The sequence below is a fragment of the Tamlana sp. I1 genome (assembly GCF_015355625.1).
Lineage (GTDB): Bacteria > Bacteroidota > Bacteroidia > Flavobacteriales > Flavobacteriaceae > Pseudotamlana.
Map to the genome: position 1 here is coordinate 36,120 of NZ_JACLAF010000018.1, position 26,728 is coordinate 62,847.

Sequence of the window (26,728 nt, forward strand, 5' to 3'; positions counted from 1 at the left end):
TCAGACAGCCTTACGCCATTTTTTTTGACGTTAGTTTAGTTATAAAATACTTTATTAATTTTTAAGGTGTTTTAATAAACTGCAAATAATCACTGTTTTTTGCTGCAATGATATAGTTTTGGTTACCTATTTGTATTGGCACTAAATCTTTTACATCGCCAGGGGCGTAAAAACCACTTTTTCTGGTTGGTACAGGGGAGAAATTACCTTTACCATCGCCTTCTAAAAATAGGCCGTTACTCGAGTCGTTTCTAGGGGTTTCTACTTCCGAAGCATAAAGGTTTCCAGCCGTAATAATATCAAGGTTATTATCGCCATTAAAATCTTTTACAATAATTTGATTAATGCTAGATAGTTGGGCCAGATTAGGTAGATTATGTATTACAAATTCCCCATCTTTATTTTCTAAATATGCACTAGCAAATGTTTTTGCTTGGTAATGTAATGCCTTTTTTAAATCCCTTTCTGTATAAACATCTACAAGTGTTGCTGTAGAAAATTCGGTGTAATTTTTAAACTTTTTCTTGATAGCAGGAATTTGTTGCGAAGAACAAGAACGCCCACGAACAGGGAACTTTTCACCATCGTTAAAATAGCTTAAAACGATATCGTTTTTCTGGTTTTTATCAAAATCATTCACATAGATATCAAAGGTTTCTTTTTCATTCGCCTGGTATTTGTAATTGGTTCCTAAATTTCCAACAACATAATCCATGTCGCCATCTTTATCAAAATCACCTTGCTGTATGCTAAACCACCAGCCTGTAGTGTTGGCAAGCCCAACTTTTTCGGTCACATTTTCAAATGTACCGTTTGTGTTTTTAAATACGGTAATAGGCATCCATTCGCCTGTTAGAATTAAATCGATGGCGCCGTCTTGATCATAATCCGTCCAAACAGCACTAGTTACTAGGCCTAAATTTTCTAATTCTGGTGCTATTGTTTTAGTTACGTCTTTAAACTTTGGCTGCCCATTGCTGCTTATATTTTCTAAGATATAACTATTAGCAGGTGTAGGGTAATTGCCAGGAACAAGTCTGCCTGCAACAAATAAATCAAGGTCACCATCTTTATCAAAATCATGGCTAAACACACGTGAACCACTGGTAATCATTTTAGGTAAAGCCGAAGTTGCTTTAGTAAAGTTTCCTTTTCCGTCGTTTACATATAAGCGGTCTTGTAGCAGCGGATTATCGCGTGTAAACTCGTTACCACCACTAACCATATAAATATCATTGTCGCCATCGCCATCGGCATCAAAAATAAGCGCACCTAAATCTTCCGAAAGGCGATCCTTTTTAAGGGCAGGCGTATTTTGTTTTTTGAAACCTTTTTCTTCTTGAAGGTAAATAGCAGCTTCATATTGATGTGCGCCACCAACAATAAAATCGTCTAAGCCATCACCATTTAAATCACCAACCGCTAAGGCAGGACCAAATGTTGAGGTTTTATGCGGTATTAAAACTTCATGTTCAAAATCGTCAAAAATATTTTCAATATGTTGGTGCTTAACAACGATGGTGCTATCGTTTTCGGTTGAAAATAACGTTTTTTCTTTTGCTTTTTCAATAGGTACTAACTTGGCATCATTATAATTTACAGTAAGAATTTGATTTTTATCAATATTGGAAATCATTTGCGATTTGCCATCTGGCCATACAATTTTAAGATGATCTGCCTTTTCAGCTTGTCCCAAACCAAAATGTAACTCTGGAGCTACCGAAGATTGAAAACCTCTACTTAAGGTCATTTCTTGAAATTGGTTCATGTTATTAACAGCCAAGGTTGCTTTTACACCAATACCAAATTTATTTTTATCGGAACCTTTAAAACGCAGGGTGATAAAGTTGTTTTTTTCTGCACTTTTGTTTTCAAAAATGGTGGTTGTGTCGTCAATATTGCTGGTTATTATTTCTAAATCACCATCGTTGTCTAAATCTACATAAACACAACCGTTCGAGAAACCTTCATAAATTAATCCCCAATCGTCATTCATTTTTTTGAAGGTTAAATCGCCGTTATTTTTAAAAACGAAGTTGTCTATTTTTTCCGAAGGAATGGCAAGACTTTTTTGTAGTAGGCTATCTGTAGGGTTTCTGTTTTTACCTATTGCTCGGAAATAATCTTGGTTATTAATTTCACGACGTGTACCGTTGGATACAAAAATATCTTTCCAGCCATCGTTATCTAAATCAACAAATAGAGGCCCCCAAGACCAATCGGTGCTTGATAATCCGGCGATACGAGAAACATTGCTAAAATCTGGAATAGTACCGTTAATCATATTGCCGTTATTCATTTGCAACTCATTTTGCATGTATTGGTAATGAAATCCTGCATCTACGGTATTCCAAAAAAGCGAAGGGTTCATACTTGCCATGTTCGCTTTTTGGCGGCGATTATCTTTAGCCATCATGTCTACCTGAATAATATCTAATAAGGCATCATTGTTAAAGTCTGCAATATCTGCCCCCATGCCATAAAATGCAGTTTGTTTGGTGGCTTCTTTAATGTGTTCGCTAAACGTTCCGTTTTTATTATTGATGTACATTAAATCTGGCGAGCTAAAATCTTGTGACACATATAAATCTGGCCAGCCATCATTATTTAAATCACCTACCGTAGCACTAAGGCTTAAGCCAAAGCTTCGTAAGTTAGCTTCGTCGGTAACATTGGTAAATGTATCGCCGTCGTTGCGGAATAGTTTGTTAGTTTCCTCATCAGAAGGATCGTGCATTTTGTTAAGATAGTAGCTAGCAAGCGCGTTAAAGCGCGTTGGCGGGTAGTTGGCCACATATAGATCTAAATCACCATCTTGGTCGTAGTCAAAGAAGGTTGCTTGTACCGAATTACCGATATCATCGATACCGTATTTAGCAGCACTTTCGGTAAATGTTGAATCGCCATTATTGATGAAAAGTTGATTGTTTCTAGGGCCAAATTTACCGCCTACCGAGCAGTAAATATCTAGAAAACCATCGTTGTTTACATCGGCCATAGTCACCCCTGTATACCAACGGTCGTCTCCAAAAACATTGGCTTTTTCGGTAATATCTTCAAATTGAAGATTGCCTTTGTTGAGGTATAATTTATTTTGAACTTGATTTCCAGTAAAATATAAATCTATAAGACCATCATTATTTATATCACCAGCAGAAACACCTGCGCCCATATAAATATAACCGTAGGTGAAATAGTTTAAAGAGTCATTTTCAACAAGGTCGTTGGAGAAGGTGATGCCTGTTTTTTTTGCATCTAATTTTGTGAATAATTTAGTGGTTTGGTTGGTGTCATTTTTTTTGTTGGAGCAAGCAAAAAAACTTAATGCTAAAAAAATGAGTGCTATAGATTTTTTCATTTTTATATAATTTATTGGACTAAACATACCACTTCCTATTTAAATTTTTAAAAAATGTAGTTTTAAATCCTTTTGAATTTATAAAACAGGAAAAAATACATGAATTTAGTTTGGTTAAGTGGTTGTGTTTTAGGTGATTGTTTAGGTGTATGAATTTACCTCGTTTTTAAATGTATTGTTGTTTTTGAAGAAAATAATTAGAATACCACAAAAAATGAGTACGTATTTTTATTAGTAACTTATTTTAGTTCTAAATAAAACTCCATAGTTCTGTATGTGTCTACATCAGGATAGCCATTTGTAGTTGGTGCTAAAGTTTCATAATGGTTTTTAGGAAACAGAGATTCGGTAACTAATTTGTTATAATCTTTAGGGTTTTTTGGAGGGGTTGCATTTTCAATCATTGTGGGAGGTAAGGTGCCATTGCCTTCTCTTCTAATACCCCAGCGAATCAAGCCGTTTTCATCTTTTACAAATTCAGCGGGTTCTTTGGTGTGGACTGTGGTACTTATAGACCAAGCAATACCTCGGTCCTTTCCAGGAGTGGTGAAACCTACAATAAAAGCATAGCGTTTGCCACCTTCTAAGGTAATTTCGGCATCGTTAAAAAAATCGAATTTTAAATATCGTAAATGTCCTTCTTGTTCGCCGAAAGGTTTGTTATCTCTTGGGTAGGCTGTTTGGGTTGTAGCAGGAATGTTAGGACAAATTCCCGCAACCATTTTATGTAAAACGATATATTTATCACCTTCAATGAAATCGTCGCAACGATTAAATTGATGATCAAATCCATGAGTGGCTAAATCACCTTTATATGTACCATTTTCATTGATTTTTAAAGGCTGATTTTTGCTTGTTTTTACTTCATAAAAAAGCACATATAGTTGTGCGCCAGAAGCCCCTTTCATAAATGCATTCCTGCCTTTTGAAGTACGCAAAACGAGAGCATCAATGGTTATATTTTTCCCTTTAGGAACATTAAAAACTTGACCCATATCTCTATTTCTTTGAAAATAGCCATAACCATTACTATTCGGGCTATCTTTCCAACGTAAATGAGCTTCATCGGTATTTCTAATACTGGTATTTCCATGGTTTACGTCTTCACTAGGAATAGGGAAGTAGAGTCCTTTTTCTAGTTTATCTAGCGGAAGTTTATAGGTTTTTCCAAGGTCGACAATGTTCAAATTTTCTTGTGCTGTTATTTTAGGTGTATAAAAAATAAAAGCCGTTATTAATGAAATAGGAATCCATTTTAATTTAGAAGTGGTTAATTTCATGGTAAGAAGTATTTAGTTTTTGGTTAGTTGAAAAGTTTTAAAGCTTATTTTATTTATCACATGACAAAAATACAATACATTAAAAATCAAAAAAATTAGTATTATGACGATTGCGGTAAAGGATAGATTTTTAGTATATTATAATAATATCTCGAGCTACTGTTCTGATGAAGAAAGCCAATGCTGTCACTAAAAATAGTAAATTAATTTCTGTTCTCAACACCTATTTCCATGGAAAAGTAAATTTAGCCTGAGTAAAACTTCATCCCGTTTGCGTAGGGCTTTTTAAAGCTTTTAGATTTAATTTTATTTCATAGGCTTTTTCTAAGGGAGTTATTAATATTAAATTTAGGATATTAATGTACTGCTTAGTAATTTAATTTTGGTGTAAGGTGTTGGCGTTTAGTTGTTAATCGGTTTTGTGTTTGAAGCTGTTTATTTGCTTTAAAGGTATCAGCTAAGAATTAAAATACGTATTAAAAAAATATTTCAAAAAAACGACAGATTTTTCTCTCTTAATTAGATTGTAACAGCTTAAAAGTTTGCTTTTATCATTTTATTTTGTTATAAAAATTTTGTTTTATATGCTGTTTTAAGTCTGTACTTATTAAGTATGACGTAAGTTTTGGTCGGTTTTACCGAAATTGTTATGAAATTAAAATTGAAGTCTTTTAATTAAATAATTCGTTATAAATGGTCTTTTAATTTAGAAATCCATAAGATTTTACGCTTTTGTTTGTGGAATTTTGATGCAAACCAACTACTAACTTATTATTATGAAGACAAAAATTACTTTTTTATATTATTTGTGCTGTATATATTCAGGATTAGCACAAATTAGTGTTACCGAAGGGGCACTAACTCCAAATAACCCTGATATCATAGGTTGTAATAATAATACAACCCTTATTGAAGAACCTTGGAATAATCCAAATCTCATTAATTCACTTGAGGAAACAAGAATGAGTACCTTAAGGTATCCAGGAGGTACGGTTTCTGAAAACTGGGATTTTAGGAATGATACCTTTTTTCCAGACAAAGGTACCCCAGGAAGCGATGACGGATGGGTTGATACCTCTAAAATGATTGGCTTTGCCAAGTCTATTATTGTAAATGGAACAGGGAAAACAAACTCTATAGAAAATTTTGCTAAGGCGTAAAAAGGTAACCGTTGTCAGACTCATAATTTGTATTATACCCAAATCCAGCATCAGATTTTATAAACCTTTCGATAACAAATTCAACGCATAAAAAGGCTAGTCAAAAAATTGAAGCTGTTAAAATTTATGATATTTCCGGAAGAAGTGTGAAAGATTACCATCATATGATGGATCATGCTGTTCAAAATAAATTACAAATTTCTATAGAAAATCTATCAAAGGGGCTTTATCTTCTTCGAGCCTATTTTGGAGATGGATCTTCAAACTCAAAATTATTTGAAGTGAAGTAAATATTAACTAAATTATTGTAAAAAAGTAAACCTGTTGTACAATCATGTGCAACAGGTTTGTTTTTTATATGGGCTAATGTTATGCTTGTTTTTTCATTTTTGAAGTCGGCACAGGTTTTAGTTTTCCATTATATTTTTAAGCGTTGTTAAGTTAAATTGGACTGTTTTTTATCTTCATTTAGACATTAATAACTCTGTTTTTTCTAATAAAAATTACTTGAAATTTGAGTATGATAAATAAAGGAGGTCTTTATAACGAAAATTCGGTGGTTTCTTCGTAAAAGCTAGTAAAATCAACGGTTTTAAGTGGTAAAATTTTCTTTTTATTTGTAAAACCAAATAGTATGTAGCTGCTTGAGCTTTAGTTTTGAACTAATCAAAAATTATAGTTTATAATGAATAACAGGTCTACTTTAGCTTTAATAGTTTTAATTTTATTTACTATTAGTTGCTCACAAAAAAAGTCAAATTCCTATGGTGTAAATTCTCCAGATGGTAAAATAGGTTTAATGGTATCGTGTGACAATGCCAACGGAAATTTAAGTTACCATGTGTCTTTTAATGATAGTATAAAAATAACAGAGTCTTTAATGGGATTTGTTGCTAAACAGGAAGGTGATTTAATGTCATCTTGGTCTGTAGTGAATGATTCTCTTAAAACGTTTAGCGAAACATGGACACCTGTTTTAGGTCGCTTAAACAAGGTTAAAAATAATTACAATGAACTTTCGTTGGATTTAATACATAAGCTCGATCATTCTAAAAAAATGGTTTTGCGTTTTCGAGTTTTTAATGATGGTATAGGGTTTAGGTACGAGATCCCAGAATGGTCTAAAAGTGACTCTTTATATATCTTAGAAGAGTCAACCGAATTCAATTTTAAAAACGATTCGGAGGTTTTGTGGAGCAGTGCTCATTTTACACAATATCAAAAACCTTATCATCACACTAAAATTTCTGAAATAGATTCATCTCACACACCAATAACCGTTCGAGATGTAGACGGTACTTTGCTTGCCATACATCAAGCAGCGATTAAGGATTATCCCGACATGAAACTTCAACATGTTGATGGGGCCAAATTACGTGCCCACCTAACACCATGGAAAAAAGGGCCAGCCGTAAAAGCTGCCATACCTTTTAATACGCCATGGCGAACTATTCAAATAACCGATAACACCGAAAGTTTATTAAAATCTTATTTAATAGAGAATCTTAATGAGCCATTAGCATTAGAAAATACCGATTATATAAAACCTTATAAGTATATGGGGATTTGGTGGGAAATGCACATTGGAACGCATACCTGGAGTATGGATGATAGACATGGAGCAACCACTGCGCGAACTAAAAAATTAATTGATTTTGCAGCAGAACATGGCATTGATGCCGTCTTGGCGGAAGGCTGGAATGTAAAAGAGGATATATTTGCTGAGTATGGCGATAACCTGCCTTATAGTTTTACTAAAGCTGCTAGCGATTTTGATTTAGAAGACATTGTTAGCTATGCCAAGCATAAGGGGGTAGACTTTATTATACATAATGAAACTTTAGGGAAGATTTTTGATTATGAAACCCAATTAGATTCGGCTTATACATTATACAAAAAAATAGGAATTACAGGTATGAAAACAGGCTATTCTGGAGCATTACCAGGCGGAGAATGGCGTCACGGACAATTTATGTCGAAGCATTACGAAAAAGTGATTAAAAAAGCGGCTGAGTATGAGCTCATGGTAAATGCGCATGAACCTATAATACCATCTGGCTTGGATAGAACATACCCTAATTATGTAACGAGTGAAGCGGTTAGAGGTAGTGAAATGGAAGCGTGGTCTGATGGTAATCCCGTAGGTCATCCTGTGCATTTGGCGTATACGCGTTTGCTAGCCGGACCTATGGATTATACGCCTGGAATTTTTGATATAAAATTAAAGCGTTTTGCAAAAGAAAAAGTAATTTGGCATCCAAAAGACGATGGGCTACCTAAACGAATACATACCACTTTATCTGCGCAGTTAGCACTTTATGTCGTTTTATATAGTCCTTGGCAGATGGTTGCCGATCTTCCAGAGAATTACGAAGGGGAAAAGGCATTTGAGTTTATTGAAGAGGTTCCTACTGTTTGGGATGATGTTAAAGTACTAAGCGACGATTTTGGCAAACATATCGTTATAGCTAGGAAAAAAGGTGATAATTGGTACATCGGTGGGGTAAACGGAGTAGATCCTGTAACAACCAGCGTTGCTCTTAGTTTTCTAGACTCTAACGCCACTTATAAAATGAAAAAGTATGCAGATGGTGAAGAAACCGATTATGAAAATTCACCAGAAAAGTATGAGTTTAACGAGCGCATGGTTTCCCAGTCGGATGCTCTACAAATTAAAATGGTAAAAGGTGGCGGATTTGCTGTTTCCTTAACTCTAATTGACAAAACGAAATAATCAATGCGAACAATGTCCTTTATTCGAAACTTTATTTTAGTTTTTCCAATGCTGTTTTTTATAGCATTAACAAGTTGTAACAAGACTACTGAAAACACTAAAATTAAACCTAGTAACATGAAAGGAAAACCAAATATTTTATTGGTTTTGGCCGACGATTGGTCTTTTCCACATGCTACTATATATGGTGATTCTGTAGTGAATACACCCAATTTCGATTTGATAGCCAAAAGCGGCATCCTGTTTAATAATGCCTTTTGTTCGGCACCATCTTGTACGCCATCACGGGCCGCCATATTAACAGGAAGATATCCTCATGCCCTTAATGAAGGCGCTAACCTTTGGGGGACTTTGCCTAATTCTTACACCAATTATGTGTCGGAATTAGAATCTGCTGGGTATGTTATTGGTTATCAGGATAAAGGTTGGGGGCCTGGAAATTATGAAGATGGCGGGTATACACACAACCCTGCAGGTAAATTAATAGAGAATTTTGATAGCTTTTTCGAGAAGTTAGATGGTAGTAAACCGTTTTGCTTTTGGTATGGTACAAGAGATCCGCATAGACCGTATACAAAAGGATTGGGGGAAGCTTCAGGTCTTGATATAGACGATGCGGTTTTGCCAGATTTTTATCCGGATGATTCTGAGTTAAAATCAGACCTTTTGGATTATTACTATGAAGTGCAACGTATTGATTATGATTTAGCCCGAATTCTTTTTAGGCTGGAGCGTAAAAATATGTTAGAAAACACTTTAATTGTGGTAACAAGTGATAACGGTATGCCGTTTCCGCGAGCTAAAGCTAATTGTTATGATTTGGGTACACGGGTGCCCTTGGCAATAGCCTGGGGAGACCAAATTAAAAATAAAGGAAGTCTTGAAAATACCTTTGTTAATCTCTTAGATTTAGCGCCAACTTTTTTAGATATTGCAGGGTTAGATATTCCTAAGGAAATGCAGGGTAAAAGCTTGTTGCCTTTGTTAAAAGGAGAAACAACGCAGCATAAAGACAAGGTTTTTTTAGAAAGAGAACGTCATGCATTTGTTCGTAAGGACAATACATCGTATCCTATGCGCGCCGTACGCGACAGCAACTATTTGTTAATTCATAATTTATATCCAGAGCGCTGGCCAGCAGGAGATCCTATTCCAACCGATTTGAATAAAGGGTTTGGTGATATAGATGCGAGCCCATCCAAAAATATCATGATTTCAAAAAAAGATACCGATAAAAATTACCGTACATTTTTTGATATTTCAACAGAAAAAAGACCGGAATTTGAATTCTATGATATTATAAAAGATCCTTACCAGACCAATAACCTAGTAAATTCAGAAAGTTATCAGTCTAAAATTTTGGACTATAAAAAGGTTTTAATGGACTGGAGACAAAACACAGAGGATGGTAGTCTAAACCATTTAGGTAATGATTATCCTTTCGATAACTATAAATACTACGGTAAATATAATACCTTATTAGATGAGTAAGCTGTAAATGAGGAGGTGGACTTTTGAAGGTTGTTTCTCCTCGAAATTACAGGTTTAAAATAAGGGGGCTATGTTATTTTTAGAGATATAACATAGCACCCTTTTTGGAAACGAGCTTATTTCATTTCTTGTTTGTAATTACTTTAAAAGCATGGATTCTATAGTCAAAATAAGGCTGTGAATCACTTTAATATGAATTTCTTGAATGCGATCGGCAAAGCCTTCATAAGGCACACAAATTTTAAAATCGGCTAATTTTGCCAAATCTTTACCTGTTTTTCCGGTTAGTAAAACGGTAGTCATGCCTTTCTTTTTGGCAGCTTCAAACCCTTTTAAAACGTTTTTAGAATTCCCGCTGGTACTTATTCCAAAGGCAATATCGCCTGATTGGCCTATGGCTTCAATAAATCTTGAAAACACAAACTCGTAGCCAAAATCGTTGCCAACACATGATAAATGGCTGGGGTCGGAAATGGCAATGGCAGGAAGCGCTTGGCGGTTTTCTCGATATCTTCCTGTGAGCTCTTCAGCAAAATGCATGGCATCACAATGGGAGCCACCGTTACCAAAAGAAATTACTTTTCCGCCGTTGTTAAAAGCCTTAGTAATGGCTTGGGCAATGTTTACAATATCTTTAAAATTATCTGGGTTGGCAGAAAAATCATGTAATACTTTTTGAGCTTGTAAAAATTCAGACTGAATGGTGTTTTCGTAATTCATCATGAGTTCTGTTTAGTTAACCAGCATGGCAGCACCAAAAACACCGGCGCTATCACCCAATTTAGGTTTTAAAAATTTCGTCTCTAAGCCGTTATTAAACACATATTTTTTGGCACTTTCAACGCCTTCAGTATATAATAAATCGATGTTTCCCACGCCACCACCAATCACAATGGCATCGGGGTCAATAACATTAATTATGGAAGCAACGCCTTTTCCGAAATAGGTAATTAATCGTTCAATAGTAGCTTTAGCAGCTGGATCTTTTCCTGCTTCATATAATTCTAAAATAGCCTTTAAACGTTTTCTAGTTCCGGTTTCTTCTTCATAAAAATTCTCTAAACCTGTTCCCGAAATAATAGTTTCCACGCAACCTGTTTGTCCGCAAAAGCATGGTCCACCAGATTCATGTAAAAAATTATGTCCCCATTCGCCACCAATACCATGGCGACCATTTAATACTTTACCATTTAAAATAACGCCGCCACCAACACCAGTGCCCATAATAATTCCAAAAACAACTTGCGCATTGGATACTTGGTCTGGTACAGCACCTAAAGTGGCTTCTGCTAGGGCAAAACAATTGGCATCGTTGGCCATTTCAATAGAAAAACCTAAAAGATTTTCTAAATCCTTTTTAAAGGGTTGACCATTTAAACACACCGTATTACTGTTTTTTAGTGTTTGTGTTGTGGGATCTAAAGTGCCTGGAGTACCTATGCCTAAAGTGGTTATTTTAGTTTTACTTTTTTCTTCAAGCAAGGCAACAACCTTTTTTATTTGGCTAAGAATATGGTTGTAACCATGTTCTTTTTCGGTAGGAACACGAAGTCTTTCTATAACTTCAAATTTAGAATCTTGAATTGCTAGTAATACACCTTCAATTTTTGTTCCTCCTAAATCAATACCACATAATGTTTTCATTGTTCTTATATTTTGACTGAATCAAAAATAACCAGATGCACTAATAAAAGGGGGGAAGAAGCTGTTTTATAACTTCTATTTTATAAAATGATACAAATATGCAGGGATTCATAGCGCTACATAAAATGGATTAAATAGTATTGTGAGTATTAAAAATAATTATAATTGAAATGCGCTGTATGGTTAACCATCATCCAGATGGCGTAGTTTTTTTTCGAGCAAGTTGGAGGGTAAAAAGTTATTAATTCATCACATTTAAAATTTAAATAAATGAAAAAGGTTTTCATCGTAGGTATAAGCATGATGTTTATGGTATTAAATATATCGGCTCAAACTTTTAGTAATTCAAAATATGTAGACCCGTTTATTGGAGCTGATGGTGGAGGAAATACCTTTCCAGGTGCAGCTATGCCTACGGGAATGGTTAAGTTGGGCCCAGATTGTAATTTGCTTACCGAGAACGGAGGTTGGGATGCTGAGGGCGATATTGTTGGGTTTAGCCATACACATCTAAATGGTTCTGGTGGAGGTTCTAAATATGGTAATGTATTATTCATGCCTACCACAGGAGCTGTTAATCCTTTAGATTATGCTTCTCCTCGTGAGAATGAAAAGTCTCGTGTGGGTGTTTATTCGGTTGATTTAACACGCTATAATACCAAAGTTAGGTTGTCGGCTTCAAATCGTGCTGCAATTCATGAATATACTTTTTCTAAATCTGATACCGCCAATGTGTTGATTGATTTAGGAAGTTTTTTAGCCTCGTATCAAAAACAAGAATTTGTTGGATCTGAAGTGAACATTATTTCTGATACAGAGGTTGAGGGTTTTACGCGTATTCGTGGTGGTTGGAATATTAGTGATGCTTATACCGTCTATTTTTATGCGAAATTTGAAAAACCAGCATCATCTTATGGAACCTGGAAATCGGGTAAACTTTATCCGAATAAAAAAAGCCAATTTGATAGTAATGAAAAAACAGGTGCTTATTTTTCATTTAAAACCAAAGCGGGTGAAAAAATTAAGGTTAAAGTTGGAATTTCTTATTTAGGTACTGGTGCTGCAAAGCACAATTTAAAAGAAATTACAACATGGGATTTAGATCAGGTTAAAGAAAGTGCCGTAAAATCTTGGGATAAAATTCTTAACCTTATTCAGGTAGAGGGGGTTAGTGAGGATATTAAAAAAATATTTTACTCCTCGGTATATCGTATTTTTTTACAGCCTACTGATTATACTGGGGAAAACCCGAAATGGATTTCGAATAAACCTTATTATGGTGATTACTTTGCTATTTGGGATACCTACCGCGCTACACATCCGTTTATTACACTATTAAAACCATCCCTTCAAGCCGATATGGTAGAGTCCTTGATTGATATGTATCGTTTTGATAATTATATGCCAGATGCAAGGGGAAGTCATTCCACTGGGCGTACCCAAGGAGGGTCTAATTCGGATATGCTTATTGCAGATGCTTTTGCAAAAGGTTTAAAAGGAATCGATTATAAAACGGCCTTACAAGCTATGTTAAAAAATGCAACGGTTCCACCAGGAGATGATGAGCGTAAATATGGCCGTGGCGGACTGTGGGATTATAACCGTATTGGGTATGTGTCAACCGATTACGAGAGATCTGGAACCCGGACTTTGGAATATTCAGCGAATGATGCGGCTATAGCCTTGGTAGCAAAAGGACTTGGTAATGTTGAGGTGTATGAAACTTACAAGAAAAAAGCATCCAGTTGGAAAAATTTATGGAATTCCAATATAGAAAGTTTAGGGTTTAAAGGGTTTATTTGGCCGCGAAAACCCGATGGAACATGGCTGGAGGAGGATAGCCTAAGTCTGTTCGCTTCGGGATTTTGGACGCACCCTTTTTATGAAACATTCTCTTGGGAATATTCATTCTATGCCCCGCATGATATGAAAAGTTTAATAGAAAAAATGGGCGGAAAACCCACTTTTACCAAACGATTGGATACTTATTTTAAAGAGCCTTTTCCTGCTAATGAACACCATGAATTACAGATGTACACCAAATTAGTAGGAATGTCCCAAATTTCTAATGAACCTTCATTTTTGGTACCATCGCTGTATTGTTACGTAAATGAACCGTATAAAACAGCTAAAATTGTTAGGCATATTTTAAAAACACAATATAGCGCATCAAAAACGGGACTACCAGGAAATGACGATTCCGGCTCTATGGGGGCATGGTATGCGTTTCATAGTTTAGGCTTTTTTCCTAATGCAGGACAAGATGTTTATTTGATATCTAGTCCGTTATATCCCAAAGCAACGATAGCATTAGAAAATGGAAAAGAATTGATTATTATCGCTAAAAATGCAAGTCCTAAAAATATATACATTCAATCGTGTCTTTTAAACGGGAAACCTTTTAATAACTGTTGGTTTAAACATAGCGACATAAGTAAGGGGGCTAAGTTTGAGTTTGTAATGGGGGAAAAACCTTCTAAATGGGGAACACAAGGGGAGTTGCCTCCTTCTTTATCAGATTTTTAATAACTTTTATAAATGTAACCAAGTAGAACCTAGCTTGGTTAATGGTTTAATTTTAGGAGAGCGATTAATCCTGTATAGCTGTTTTTTTATGCTAAAACCGTATGAAAAAACTTCTAGGAATAAGGGATTTATTAATTTATAACTTCGATTTTATAAAATAACACCATTATAAATAGATTCTTATACATATTTGATATGACTAGTAAAATCAATCTATACATGCGTAATTACTTATTGGCTTTTCTTCTTACTACAGGAGTTTTATTTACTGTTAGAGCACAGGAAAAACCTTCGGAAGCAGAATTAAAGACCATCACATACACGAGTGCGTTTGATAATACAGCGCGTGATTTTTATCTGTACCTCCCAAAAGGTTATGATGAAACAAATGATAAAAAATGGCCTATAATGCTTTTTTTACATGGAAATGGCGAGCGCGGAAATGGAAAAAACGAGTTGCCTTATACCCTCGCGCATGGCCCTATTTATGAGGCTTGGATTCAAAAGCGCGATTTGCCATTTATAATTATTCAGCCTCAACTTCACATGCATGGGTTTGATAGTGTTCCAAATTCATATTACAATCAACGCAAGTTGGAAAACCATCCTAAACGTTTAAAAGTAGGTACGCCAAACAGAAGTCCGAAATCGAAATCGGATGCACCAATGGGAAGTTTGGTTACCCATCCAGGCTACAAATATGGCACTTATGGCCCTCCAATGGGTTGGGAAACTGTTGAAACCGATTTGTTAAAGATGCTGCAAACCGTAGGTGCAGATTATAATACAGACGCCTCAAAAGTGTATTTAACAGGATTGAGCTATGGCGGATTTGGTACTTGGTATATGGCAAGCAAGCATCCAGATTTATTTGCTGCAATTGCACCAATAGTAGGTTGGGGACATAGCGATTTAATGGCGCCTATTGCTAAACATAAAATTCCTTTGTGGTGTTTTGCTGGCGGAAGAGACCACGTTATTACACTCAATCATTTTTATTCTGGAATGAACACTTTAGAAAAATTAGGCCATCCCGATGTTCGATTTACTATTGAATCTGATATGAATCATGATGTATGGACACGCGTTTATGCAGGAGATGATATTTACAATTGGCTTTTAAAACAACAAAAACAAAATTAATATGAATCAAACTTTTAAAGTGCTTCTTTATACCTTGTTTATAACCTGCTTAAGCGCTTTTGGTCAAAGCCCAGAGCGTTATATTTTAGATGCAGATACGGCAAATGAATTGGATGATTATTATGCCATTTTTCAAGCCATTGCATCTCCAGAAATGGAGTTAATTAGTCTGAATTCTGCACAATTTAATAGCTCGCAGATTTTTATGGATTCCATTTGGAATGGTAACAAAGTGACTAATTTCAATTCTGTAACCTTATCTCAAGCAGCTAACGAAACCTTACTAAAAGGATTGAATAGAATGGATATTCCGCATCCGCAAGGTTGCGAAACGCATTTAGGATATGCTTATGGATATTGGGATGGTGCCTTTTTTCCAACTTCTCCCGCCACAGCGTTTATAATTAAAGAAGCTAAAAAAGCATCTCCTAGTAATAAGCTAAAAATTATTTGTATTGGTGCTTCCACTAATTTGGCTGCGGCTATTGAAGCAGAACCTAAAATTGCTAAAAATATTCATGCGTATTTATTAGGCGCTCAATTTGATGCAACGAAAAATGTCTGGAATAAGAATGAATTTAATATTCGTAGAGATTTAAATGCTTTTGATGCTTTATTAAATCAAACTGATATGGAAATGACGGTGATGCCAATAACCCCTGTGCGTCCGTTTGTTTTTGATAAAACAAAAACGCTAGAACGGTTATATAAAATAGACCATGCCGTACCAAAATTATTAGGTGATGTTTGGACAGACATAAATGCCGGACAAGAACGAATTATGTGGGATTTAGCTTTAATTCTTGCCATTCAAAAACCAGAATTAGCCACTTTAGAAGATCGCCCTGCACCTCCAGAAAATAAACGAGATACTTTACATGTGTATACAGCCATTGATATAAAAGGCATGCATTCTGAATTTTGGAATACGCTTGAAGGGTATTTTAAAGAGCAGTAAAAAAAAAGGAGGACATTTATAAAGTGCTTAATACTTTACAAATGTCCTCTTTTTTACAAATAAAGGCTTAAAATATTAAAAGGTTAAAGCCTGTGTTTTAGTTTTTCCTTCATTGTTAATCGTAATGTCGATACTATTCGTATTCATTTTAATATTTTCAACAGCGGTGAAATTTGAATCGATAGGGAGTAAGAACATAAAATAGGTTTTATGCTTAGTTTCGCCAGCATCAATAAACTCAAAAGAATTTTGTCCGAAAAAGCGCGAATCGTTAGACATCATATATTCAAAAGGTTGCCACATGCCACAAGTTGCAAATTCAATAGCACGTCCTTTTACTTTCCCCTCTTCATATTGATGCCAAACATTCAACCACGGATAATCTTTCTTGTCCCAAATATAACCAATAAGCAATCCAGCTTCCACATTGGTTAAGGTTGCCCAACCATGCGTTTCATTTTCAGGAAAAATATGGGTGCTTACAAAACTTTTTTGAACTTGGTTAGATAAGGTTAAATCGATTTCGCCATCAGGAACCAAGGCATTTGGCCATTCATAACTGGTTTCTTCAATATCGGTGTAAGTTGAACGCTTATATTCGGCATTTTGATAAAACCCTTTGCCTGCATTGGTATTCAATATGGTTTTTTGGTTAATAAAACGGCCCCCCATAGTAGCGTGTTGTAAAATGTTATAAGGGCGTCCAATGGGAAGGTTATTTGTAACCTCTTCTGTAACTTCAACCACTGAAGAATGGTTGTATAGGTTTAAAGTTCGCGTAACATCTAAACGCTCAATAGGACCCTGCATAACAGTTGTAATGCTTTGGCTAGTATCTGTGTTGTGCAAAGGTTTAGTGATTTTCCAGACTTCGGTGTTTCCTTCACCATAAAATTTTAAACCTGCTTTTTTTTCGCCATCAGTAGGCATGCCCCAAGTGCCTAAACATAAAAAATGCCCCTGAAATAAAAAGCTGCCAATATTGGTGTCGGGTAATCGCTTTTTTGGCAATCGCCAATCTAATGGATTAATAGGGTTATCTGTTAATCTAAATTTTGTAAAAGCAGAGCCTTCTAAAGTCATTTCAAATTCTGCAGTTTCATTTTTTAGTATTACCGAGGTCATAGGATTTGTATTGCAGTTTAGTAATAAGGAAAAAGTAAGGATTGTAATAAAACTATTTTTTATCATAATAGGTTTCGAATTATGAATCAAAAATGTCCTTTTTTTAACGAATTCTACTCTGTATTTCTAAATCATAAGTTTAAAAAGAGTACGTAAGCACATCTTTACCAAGACAACCATGCGAATCTACATTGTGGATTTGTAATTAAATATGAAACCAACATGCAAATTAAAAAATGGCTAAATTTTAGCGAAGCCAAAAATGTAAATGAGTACGAGCGGGAGCCTGTACCAAAATCAAAAGTAAAATCATTTAAAGATTTTGTAGGATTAGTAGCTGGAGAACATATAGCAGGAACCGAATTTATAATAGGGCCGCTTTTTGTAGTTCATGGGGTAGGCGCAGCCGATTTATTTTTAGGATTACTTTTAGGAAACATTTTAGCAACTTTAAGTTGGGCTTTAATTTGTGCACCTGTTGCCGTTAAAACTAGAATCACCATTTTTTATCAGTTAGAGAAAATTTGCGGATTTCGTTTAGTATCTATATATAACTTTATAAACGGACTCCAATTTTCGGCCGTTGCGGCAGCCATGATTATGGTGTCTGCCTCGGCCGTTGGGATTTTACTTCATGTAAAAGGACCTGGTTTAACCAGTATGTATCCCGATAGTTTTTCGTGGGTTCTAATCATTATAGCTGTAGGTTCTGTAATTACCATTGTTGCCACTTTTGGATTTGAAATTGTAGCTAAATTTTCAACCCTTTTTGCGCCTTGGATGCCTTTAATTTTTTTAGCAGCAGGAGTTGCTGTATTGCCACAATTAGGTGTTACAGGAATTGATGATTTCTGGCAAGTAGCGAACGATAAAATTTGGACAGGTGTGCCTTTAGAAGGACAAACAAAATATACGTTTTGGCATGTGATGATTTTCTCATGGCTTTGTAATAATGCCATGCATATCGGATTATCGGATATGACTATATATAGGTATGCTAAAAAATCGACCTACGGTTTTGCTTCAGGATTCGGTATGTTTATTGGCCATTTTATGGCTTGGGTAGCTTCTGGGATTTTATGCGCATTAGCACTAAGTCAGGGTAATGACAATCCAACTCCAGGCGATATCGCTTATTTAGGAGCAGGAATGGCAGGATTAATTTGTGTAGTTGCTGCAGGATGGACAACTGCAAATCCAACCATTTATAGAGCAGGGTTAGCCATACAAGCCTTAGTGCCAAGTATGAAACGATGGAAAATTACTATAATGATTGGTGTGATGTCTATTATCTTGGCCTGTTTCCCTTTTATTGTGAGTAAGCTAGATCAGTTTTTAGGGTTTTATGCCCTTGTAGCAGCACCTGTTGGTGCCGTGGTTATCGTCGATTTATTCGTGTTTCCTAAACTGGGATTGGTATCAAATTTGGCAGAAGCTATTCAGCTTAAATTTAATGCATCAGTTGCCTTAACTTGGATTATATCTATGGCAGCCGGCTATGGGCTATATCAGTTTTTTGAACTCGATTTCTATTTCTTCGTCGCCTTACCAGGTTGGGTTATAGGAGGTGTTACTTATATGATTCTTGGGTATATTCAACAAAAGATACTAGTTAAAAAAATTAAAAGTGTAGAACTATGAAACCAATAATGAAATTTTTATCCTATATAGCACTTGCCATGACTATTGTTCCAGCTTTTTTGGCCATGGGAGGCATTATTGATGATGCAACTTATAAAACCTGGATGTTAGCAGGTACAATTGGTTGGTTTGTTACAGCGCCATTATGGATTTTTGATAAAAAAGAAGATGAAACGATTTAAATCATATTACTTACTAATAATACCGTGTCTGTTGTTAGCGAGCTGCCTAATAACTTCTTGTGCTAATGATAAAACCTTAGTAACCTCAGGGTTTGAAAGAACCATTTATCCAGATATGATTGGTGTAAATGGGAATTTAATAGCATTTAATCAGCCCTGGGATAATGCTAATTTAGTAAATGCCGTTGGTGATTTACAAGTTCCTAATTTTAGATACCCTGCAGGTTCACTTGGAAATTATTGGGATTGGGATACGGGTTGGATTGATAAAAGCGTACCAGATAGTTTAATGATAAAATGGGTTGCAGAAAAAGGTCTGAAAGAAAGTACCGATACTTATACTTTAGAGAATTTTGCCAAAGGACAAAAAAAACTTGGTTTTACTCCCGTTTTTATGCTGAATATGTTAAGCAAGGATTTAGCACATGCTGTAAGAAACTTGTTGCGTGCCAAAAAATTAGGCTTACCTGTAAAATATATTGAGTTGGGAAATGAACTGTATTTTAATTTACCTTTTGAAATGTCTGTTTATCCAACGCCTGAAGACTACGGGAAAACTTGTCAAATATGGATTGATTCTTTAAAGCAACATTTTCCAAATGCCAAATATGCTGTTTTAGGAACAGATCTAGAACGCCGAGCGCGTCATACCGACTGGACACGTCGTGCATTAAAATATTGTAATAATGCCGATGCGGTTATTTTTCATAAATATAGTCCTGCCGGAATAGATGGAAGTAAAGAAATAAAAAAAATAACAGCAGGAACCGAAGGGACTTCAGATGCTTTAACAGCAACAAGGAAAGCACCTTCAAAAGAACTTAAAGTTAGACAGGAATGGGAGATAGGCTTATTGCAAAATGATTCTGCCTACGCAAACATGTTGCAAACTGCTCATGAAGCTGCCTATAGTTATACCAAAGTAAACGTTCCAGTAGGTATGGAAATTTGGGCAACCGAGTTTAACATGCGAGACGATAGAAGTGCTATTCGTGGTACTTGGGCAAACACACTATATATTTCAAAATATTATGAGGAGTTCTTAAATTCACCCGTCAGTCTAACGAATATTCATAACATATCTGGGGATTTGTTTGGGCAAATTTTCTCAGATGACACTCAGCTTGATTTTATTAAATGGAAACACGTTAAGTCAAAACCTTGGCAGCTAACAGCCGCAGGGATATCTACGCATCTTTTTGCTAATGCCTCCAAAGGGATGACTCTAGCAAAAAAGTTAGCTTTTTCGAAAAGCTTTGATATCACCAATGATAGAGGTGATCAAGTAGAAACCTTAGGTGGTTGGCTTTTTGAAAATGAGTCTTCAAAAAAGATGTTGCTTATTAATTATAGCAGGAAGGATATTGCTCTTGATTTGTCTTCGTATCCATTTTTAGAAAAGGCAACCCAATACTTTTCACCAATCGACACCTACATAACCAATGGTTTTTCCGATGTTAAAAAGGAAGAAGGATCAATAAAAAGGGAGGTCACGTTAAAACCATTTTCAATTACTATTATTCAATAAATTATGCTTAAAAAAATTCATTTAATAACGCTTTTTATTTTAGCATTAGCTTCATCCTGTAAAGAAGAAAAAATAGCGAATCACAGAGATGAAAAGTTACCAAAACCAAACATCATTTGGTTTGTTGCAGAAGATATTAGTCCGCGCTTCGCTTGTTTTGGAGATACATTAGCGTTAACCCCTACCATAGATGCCATTGCAAAAAAAGGAATGGTGTATCAAAATGCTTTTACGGTCTCTGGGGTTTGTGCGCCTAGCCGATCATCAATGATTACTGGCTGTTATCCTTCTTCCATAGGAACGCAGCATATGCGACAAGCAAAAGGGGTGCTTCCAATGCCTGGAGTGCCAAGTTATAACGCAGTTCCGCCGCCAGATATTAAAGCCTTTCCAGAGCTTTTACGTACAAGTGGCTATTGGACGGCGAGCTATAGAAAATTAGATTATCAATTTGGTAGTCCTTTTACTATTTGGGATACCATTTCAGAAACACCAACATGGCGTATGCGAGCGAAAGCAGATGAAAAAAGGCCGTTTTTTATTTATAATACTTATGAAATTACCCATGAGATTAATATCTGGCCAGACAGCACTAAAACTAAATTTTTTGAAGATAAAAATATCAACTTATCTAAGTTGGCAAAAGATGTGGTGGTAAGACCTAGTTTGGATAGTTTAGGACGAAAAATTAAATTATCAGATATTACATTACCACCCTATTTTCCTGATACCGAATTGGCTCGCGACCATATACAGCGTTTATATTACAATGCCATGAGAATGGATCAGCAGATAGCAAAAGTGATTGCCGATTTAAAGGAGGATGGTCTGGAAGATGATACCATTTTGTTTTTTATGAGTGATCACGGCGATTGTTTACCACGAGGAAAGCGTTGGCTTTATGACTCCGGACTTAAAAGTCCGTTAATTATTTACATCCCGCCTAAGTATTTGCCAAAAGGGTTTAAACAACCTGGAAACGATTCCAATTTATACAGTTTTGTAGATTTACCTGCCACGGTTTTAGAAATGGCTGGAGTTGAAATTCCTGAGTGGATTCAAGGGAAAAGCATCATCTCAGAATTGAAAGAAAAACCTAGAAAATATGTTTATGGCTCAAGGGATCGCATGGACAATCGCTATGATGTGCGTCGTGCCATCCGAAGTAAAAACTATAAGTACATTAAAAATTTCGAGCCAGAAAAACCCTATCAACAACACATTGAATTTTTAGAACGCATGCCTTTAATGCATCAAATTTTAGAGATGAAAGAGAAAGGGCAGTTAAATCCTGTGCAATCGGCTTGGTTGGCAGATTCGAAGCCAGAAGATGAACTGTATGATATCGTAAAAGATCCTTATGAAATAAATAATCTAGCACAAGACCCGAAATTTGCAACGGTAAAAAATACCATGGAAAAAGATTTAATGTCTTGGATGGAATCTATTGATGATCTTTACCTTATTGATGAAAAAGATCAAGCAGAAAAAGCTTGGCCAAACGGCGAACAACCTACCACAAGCGATGTTACGTTTACAATTAAAAATAACATATTAACCCTGCAATCTAATACACCTGGCGCTTCGATAGCATACCGAAAGCCAAATGCAGAACGTTGGGAAATTTACTCGCACCCTTTATCAAATATTGAAGGTCACATCGAAGCAAAAGCAGTACGATATGGCTACAAACCTTCTAAAACGACTACTTATACCAACTAAATTATGGGCACTTCTAAAAATTACACATCGTCACTTATTATTTTAACCACATTATTTTTTATGTGGGGATTTCTAACCTGTATGAACGATATTTTAATTCCGTATCTAAAAGAGATTTTCGATTTAAAATATTGGCAGGCCATGCTTATCCAATTTTGTTTTTTCGGCGCTTATTTTATTGGTTCACTAGTGTATTATATACTATCGCTTCGAATTGGTGATCCCATTAATAAAATAGGGTACAAAAACGGTATTATCATTGGTTTGGTAGTAGCAGGTGTAGGGTGTTTTTTATTTTATCCTGCAGCACAGTTTAAATTATACGGCTTTTTTCTTGCAGCTTTATTTATTTTAGGTCTCGGGTTTACCATGTTGCAAATTGCAGCTAATCCGTATGTATCTATATTAGGAAGTCCAGAAACGGCATCGTCGCGTTTAAATTTATCACAGGCTTTTAATTCTTTAGGAACAACCATTGCACCAATTTTTGGAGGATATTTAATTTATGAGTATTTCTTTTCTCATGGCGAAACCGGTGGCGAAGCGGTTAAAATACCTTATCTCGTATTTGGTATCATCTTTATTTTGGTGGCTATAGTTTTTAAATTTATAAAGCTGCCGGAATTTGTAAATGAAGATGAGGTCGTTAAAGGAAAAGGAGCGTTAAAATTTAAAAATTTATCCTACGGAACGGTTGCTATTTTTATGTATGTAGGTGGGGAAGTTGCCATAGGGAGTTTCTTGATAAATTTTATTGGTTTGGATGAGATTATGGGCTTGAAAGAATCGGTTGCCAAAAATTTTCTAGCCTATTATTGGGGTGGAACCATGATTGGTAGATTCTCTGGAGCACTTTCTTTAAGTGCTATGGAAAAAACAAAAAAATACGCCATGATGCTCTTGCTTTCAGTATTGTCTTTCGGGCTAATTTTCTTTATTTCGGGTATGGAATTTAACACGGTACTACCTTATTTAGGTATTATAGCGCTTAATTTTGTTGCCTTTATTGTTGGTAAAGGTTTATCAGGAAGAACCTTAGGGTTGTTTGGTACCATAAGCATTGTGTTAATTGCCTTAGCCATATTTTCTAGTGGTAGTTTTGCTATGTGGTGTTTAATTGGTGTTGGGGTTTTCAACTCCATTATGTGGTCTAATATTTTTACAATCGCCATCGACGGTTTAGGAAAATTTACAAGTCAAGGCTCTTCTTTATTGGTTATGGCCATTCTAGGGGCTGCTTTAGTGCCGCTTATTCAAGGTATATTAGCAGATAATATTGGGTTACAAGCTTCTTTTATTGTGCCATTATGTTGTTATATTTACATCATGTTTTATGGCTTTTATAGCCCGAAATGGAAATCAAATAATTCAGAGCAATTAAAGCCTAAAGCAGGGTTTCATTAAATAAAATAAATATGCATTATATTGTATTTCTAAAAAAGCTGGTAGTTTGTATGTGCATCTGCCAGCTTTTTTATGCTTGTAAAGAAGAAAAAAGTCAGACTGAAGCGAGGTCTTTAGATGCCGTTGCAAAATTGTATTTAAAATCTAAAAAGATGCCTCTGCATAAAAATGTATTTGGTCATTTTATGGAAAAATGCAATTGGGATGGCGAATCCGGTGCCGATATTTCATGGGACACCGAAAGACAAGCCATTCGGAAAGATGTTGAAAAACTCATGGATTCCTTAGATATACCCATTATAAGGTTTCCAGGCGGAACAGATATTGATTATTACAACTGGACCGATTTAATTGATAATCCTTATGATAGAACAGGTCCTAGACCGCCTTACAAGGGCCGTGCTGAAAATGTGGTCTCACAAAATGGATTGGGCTTCGATGAGTTTTTACAGTATGCCGAGAAAAAACATATTGATCCGCTTTTGGTGGTTAATTTAGGCGATGCTTATTTTAAAAAGAAAACCTTACAAGCAGCTGCCGAACATGCTGCGGCATTAGTCGCTTACTGCAATGCGCCTTTAGATGCTGATTTACCTGAAAAGTATTTAAAATGGGCGAAATTAAGAGCTAAAAATGGAAGAAAAGAGCCGTATCATGTGCCATATTTTCAAATAGGCAATGAGGTTTATATGTTCGAAAAAGCCATCGATAGAAATGTACAACCCATTAAAAAGGAAGTTTTAGATCATTATTACACGATTGTGGAACGTTATATTGATGAAATGCGTGCTGTAGATCCTACTATTAAAATTATTATTGAAGGAAATTCTATCGGATTCATTGCCGCTGGAAAAGAAAAGCTAGACAATAAATTTGATATGATGGCTTATCATCATTACGAACCCTGGGGTATGAATTATGCGATAGATAAAGCAGGTGATACTCTTCAAAAAATTTCACCAGAAGCTTTATATTATGCTCAGGTTTCTGTACCAGCGTTTGATAGTATTTCGGGGCAATCAGACTTTCATCATTCTGTGTTTCAAGAATTATTAAAAAACAACGTGCCAATCGCAGTAACCGAATGGAATTGGAACGGATGGGTTTCAGGAGGTTTTGCTAAAAATGGTCTTAAAGATTCTAAATTAGCACAAGGTATAGGAGCTGCTTCTATGCTGCATGCCATGATGCGTCACGCCGATGTTGTTCAAATGGGAAATCAATCGATGTTGGTAGGAAACAGTTGGGGTATCAGTTCCATTCGTGTGGATAAAACTAGTAATAAAGCTAGCATTTTTCCAACGGGTTCAATCACCGGTTTGTATGCTAAATATCATGGAGAGACTATGGTAGAAAGCGTTTTAGAAAATAATGAAGTTTACCAGCAGCCTTTTGATGCTATTGGTATTTTAAAAGCAAAACCAAGGGTGTCTTATTTAGATGTGGTGGTTAGTGAAAACAGCTCGCAATTTTTTATACATGTTATTAATAGAGATTTTTCTGAAAAAAGAGAAATTGTTATAGCTCCTGAAGATTTTTCTATTTCTAAGGCTTTTAAAGAAGTGAAATTTACAGGAGAGGTTTATGCGGAAGGAAAGCATGAAACTGCTAAGCATGAAGTGACTGTTAAAGACATGCAGTTTTCTACAGATTCTAATGTTTTAGAGGTGGCACCACATTCTGTAAATGTGTTTATTTTGAATAAATTATAATAGGTTATGAGGTGGTATATTGTAGTTTTTATCATTGTTTTACAATTTGGTTGTGCGAATAAAACAACTAAATCAAAAGTTGCAACGCGTTGGAGTGAAGAAAAAGCATGGCAATGGCATGATGATTTACCTTGGTTACGTGGTGCTAATTTTGTGCCTAGTACAGCGATAAATCAGTTAGAAATGTGGCAAGAGTCGACTTTCGATCCGAAGACTATCGATAAAGAATTAGGCTGGGCAGAGTCCATTGGTTTTAATTGTATGCGTGTGTATTTGCATCATGCAGCATGGCAACAAGATCAAGTTGGTTTTAAGCAAAGGGTATCCGATTATTTGAAAATTGCTGAGCAACATCATATAAAAACGATATTTGTGTTTTTTGACGATTGTTGGAATCCTACGTTTAAAGTAGGCACGCAGCCTGAACCTAAACCAGGCGTTCATAATTCCGGTTGGTTAAGAGATCCTGGAGATTTATTGCATACTAACAACGATTTAATGTCTGTGCTAGAAACTTACGTTAAAGATATTTTAAGCACCTTTAAAGACGATAATCGTATTGTTTTATGGGATTTGTACAATGAACCAGGAAATTCTGCTTACGACAATAAATCTATGCCCTTACTTAAAAATGTATTTGCATGGGCAAGAGCAGTTAACCCTAGTCAGCCATTAACCTCTGGGATTTGGCATGGTGATTTAAAAGATTTAAATGCCTTTCAGTTAGAGCATTCTGATGTTATTTCGTATCACAATTATATGGATGAAATAAGCCATCAATCGGGAATAGATAGCCTTAAACAGTTAAAGCGGCCCTTAATTTGCACCGAATACATGGCTCGAAAAAATAAGAGCAGGTTTCAAAATATAATGCCAATCCTTAAAAAACAAAAAATAGGCGCTATTAATTGGGGATTAGTTGATGGGAAAACAAATACAAAATACGCTTGGGATACCCCCTTATCTGATGGATCGGAACCTGAACTTTGGTTTCATGAAATTTTTAGAAAAGACGGAGTACCTTATAAAAAGGAAGAAGTAGCATTGATAAAACAGCTTACAAAAGCGGACTAATAATTACTCAGGATTTTTCTTTTTTGAAGCTTTTTAATAATCCGTA

General features: G+C 35.6%; 18 protein-coding genes and 1 pseudogene. 14 read left to right on the plus strand and 5 right to left on the minus strand.

The window, feature by feature from the left end:
- Positions 1–61 precede the first annotated feature (61 nt).
- Complete coding sequence (locus H6X70_RS15395) at positions 62–3,358, minus strand: FG-GAP-like repeat-containing protein (protein ID WP_194768590.1); 3,297 nt, start codon at positions 3,356–3,358, stop codon at positions 62–64.
- A 239-nt stretch (positions 3,359–3,597) separates the two neighbouring features.
- Positions 3,598–4,638 (minus strand): hypothetical protein, encoded by a 1,041-nt coding sequence (locus H6X70_RS15400; RefSeq protein ID WP_194768591.1) that lies wholly within the window; start codon positions 4,636–4,638, stop codon positions 3,598–3,600.
- Positions 4,639–5,414: 776 nt separating this feature from the next.
- On the opposite strand from H6X70_RS15400, the gene H6X70_RS15405 reads away from it, so the two are divergent.
- The 4 genes and pseudogenes from H6X70_RS15405 to H6X70_RS15420 all read left to right on the plus strand — a co-directional run bounded on the left by H6X70_RS15405 (position 5,415) and on the right by H6X70_RS15420 (position 10,023).
- Positions 5,415–5,798 (plus strand): hypothetical protein, encoded by a 384-nt coding sequence (locus H6X70_RS15405; RefSeq protein WP_194768592.1) that lies wholly within the window; start codon positions 5,415–5,417, stop codon positions 5,796–5,798.
- Between the two features lie 44 nt (positions 5,799–5,842).
- A pseudogene (locus H6X70_RS17070) lies at positions 5,843–6,088 on the plus strand (T9SS type A sorting domain-containing protein); the annotation flags it as partial.
- A gap of 395 nt (positions 6,089–6,483) precedes the next feature.
- The gene (locus H6X70_RS15415; RefSeq protein WP_194768593.1) at positions 6,484–8,532 is read left to right on the plus strand and encodes a glycoside hydrolase family 97 protein; all 2,049 of its coding nucleotides are present in this window, start codon (positions 6,484–6,486) and stop codon (positions 8,530–8,532) included.
- 117 nt (positions 8,533–8,649) lie between these two features.
- Positions 8,650–10,023 carry a sulfatase gene (locus H6X70_RS15420; RefSeq protein WP_194768594.1) on the plus strand — a complete coding sequence of 458 codons (1,374 nt, stop codon included), beginning with the start codon at positions 8,650–8,652 and terminating at the stop codon, positions 10,021–10,023.
- Between the two features lie 138 nt (positions 10,024–10,161).
- Here the strand turns inward: H6X70_RS15420 and lpcA are convergent, their stop codons facing one another.
- Both lpcA and H6X70_RS15430 read right to left on the minus strand, forming a co-directional pair.
- On the minus strand, positions 10,162–10,746 hold the full coding sequence (gene lpcA, locus H6X70_RS15425) for a D-sedoheptulose 7-phosphate isomerase (protein ID WP_228530391.1): 585 nt from the start codon (positions 10,744–10,746) through the stop codon (positions 10,162–10,164).
- A 9-nt stretch (positions 10,747–10,755) separates the two neighbouring features.
- Complete coding sequence (locus H6X70_RS15430; protein WP_194768595.1) at positions 10,756–11,667, minus strand: ROK family protein; 912 nt, start codon at positions 11,665–11,667, stop codon at positions 10,756–10,758.
- A gap of 270 nt (positions 11,668–11,937) precedes the next feature.
- Between H6X70_RS15430 and H6X70_RS15435 the strand changes: the two genes are divergently transcribed.
- The 3 genes from H6X70_RS15435 to H6X70_RS15445 all read left to right on the plus strand — a co-directional run bounded on the left by H6X70_RS15435 (position 11,938) and on the right by H6X70_RS15445 (position 16,294).
- Positions 11,938–14,193 carry a GH92 family glycosyl hydrolase gene (locus tag H6X70_RS15435; RefSeq protein ID WP_194768596.1) on the plus strand — a complete coding sequence of 752 codons (2,256 nt, stop codon included), beginning with the start codon at positions 11,938–11,940 and terminating at the stop codon, positions 14,191–14,193.
- A gap of 195 nt (positions 14,194–14,388) precedes the next feature.
- Positions 14,389–15,336: a prolyl oligopeptidase family serine peptidase gene (locus tag H6X70_RS15440; protein WP_228530392.1), complete on the plus strand. Its 948-nt coding sequence runs from the start codon at positions 14,389–14,391 to the stop codon at positions 15,334–15,336.
- Between the two features lies 1 nt (position 15,337).
- Entirely contained in the window at positions 15,338–16,294 is a 957-nt protein-coding gene (locus tag H6X70_RS15445; RefSeq protein ID WP_194768597.1) for a nucleoside hydrolase, read from the plus strand.
- 75 nt (positions 16,295–16,369) lie between these two features.
- Here the strand turns inward: H6X70_RS15445 and H6X70_RS15450 are convergent, their stop codons facing one another.
- Positions 16,370–17,419, minus strand: coding sequence for a hypothetical protein (locus H6X70_RS15450; RefSeq protein WP_194768598.1), 1,050 nt, complete (start codon positions 17,417–17,419; stop codon positions 16,370–16,372).
- 222 nt (positions 17,420–17,641) lie between these two features.
- On the opposite strand from H6X70_RS15450, the gene H6X70_RS15455 reads away from it, so the two are divergent.
- From H6X70_RS15455 to H6X70_RS15485, 7 genes are read left to right on the plus strand one after another with little or no spacing between them, the layout of a single operon-like run.
- Positions 17,642–19,060, plus strand: coding sequence for a purine-cytosine permease family protein (locus H6X70_RS15455; RefSeq protein WP_194768599.1), 1,419 nt, complete (start codon positions 17,642–17,644; stop codon positions 19,058–19,060).
- Positions 19,057–19,242 (plus strand): hypothetical protein, encoded by a 186-nt coding sequence (locus tag H6X70_RS15460; RefSeq protein WP_194768600.1) that lies wholly within the window; start codon positions 19,057–19,059, stop codon positions 19,240–19,242. Before H6X70_RS15455 ends, H6X70_RS15460 begins: the two co-directional genes overlap by 4 nt.
- Positions 19,229–20,770 carry a hypothetical protein gene (locus H6X70_RS15465; protein ID WP_194768601.1) on the plus strand — a complete coding sequence of 514 codons (1,542 nt, stop codon included), beginning with the start codon at positions 19,229–19,231 and terminating at the stop codon, positions 20,768–20,770. Before H6X70_RS15460 ends, H6X70_RS15465 begins: the two co-directional genes overlap by 14 nt.
- Before the next feature lie 3 nt (positions 20,771–20,773).
- Positions 20,774–22,492, plus strand: coding sequence for a sulfatase (locus H6X70_RS15470; protein WP_194768602.1), 1,719 nt, complete (start codon positions 20,774–20,776; stop codon positions 22,490–22,492).
- Between the two features lie 3 nt (positions 22,493–22,495).
- On the plus strand, positions 22,496–23,896 hold the full coding sequence (locus H6X70_RS15475) for a sugar MFS transporter (protein WP_228530393.1): 1,401 nt from the start codon (positions 22,496–22,498) through the stop codon (positions 23,894–23,896).
- 50 nt (positions 23,897–23,946) lie between these two features.
- Positions 23,947–25,608 (plus strand): alpha-L-arabinofuranosidase C-terminal domain-containing protein, encoded by a 1,662-nt coding sequence (locus tag H6X70_RS15480; RefSeq protein ID WP_194768603.1) that lies wholly within the window; start codon positions 23,947–23,949, stop codon positions 25,606–25,608.
- A 6-nt stretch (positions 25,609–25,614) separates the two neighbouring features.
- Positions 25,615–26,682, plus strand: a complete 1,068-nt coding sequence (locus tag H6X70_RS15485; protein WP_194768604.1) for a cellulase family glycosylhydrolase — start codon at positions 25,615–25,617, stop codon at positions 26,680–26,682.
- The last annotated feature ends 46 nt before the right edge of the window (positions 26,683–26,728 follow it).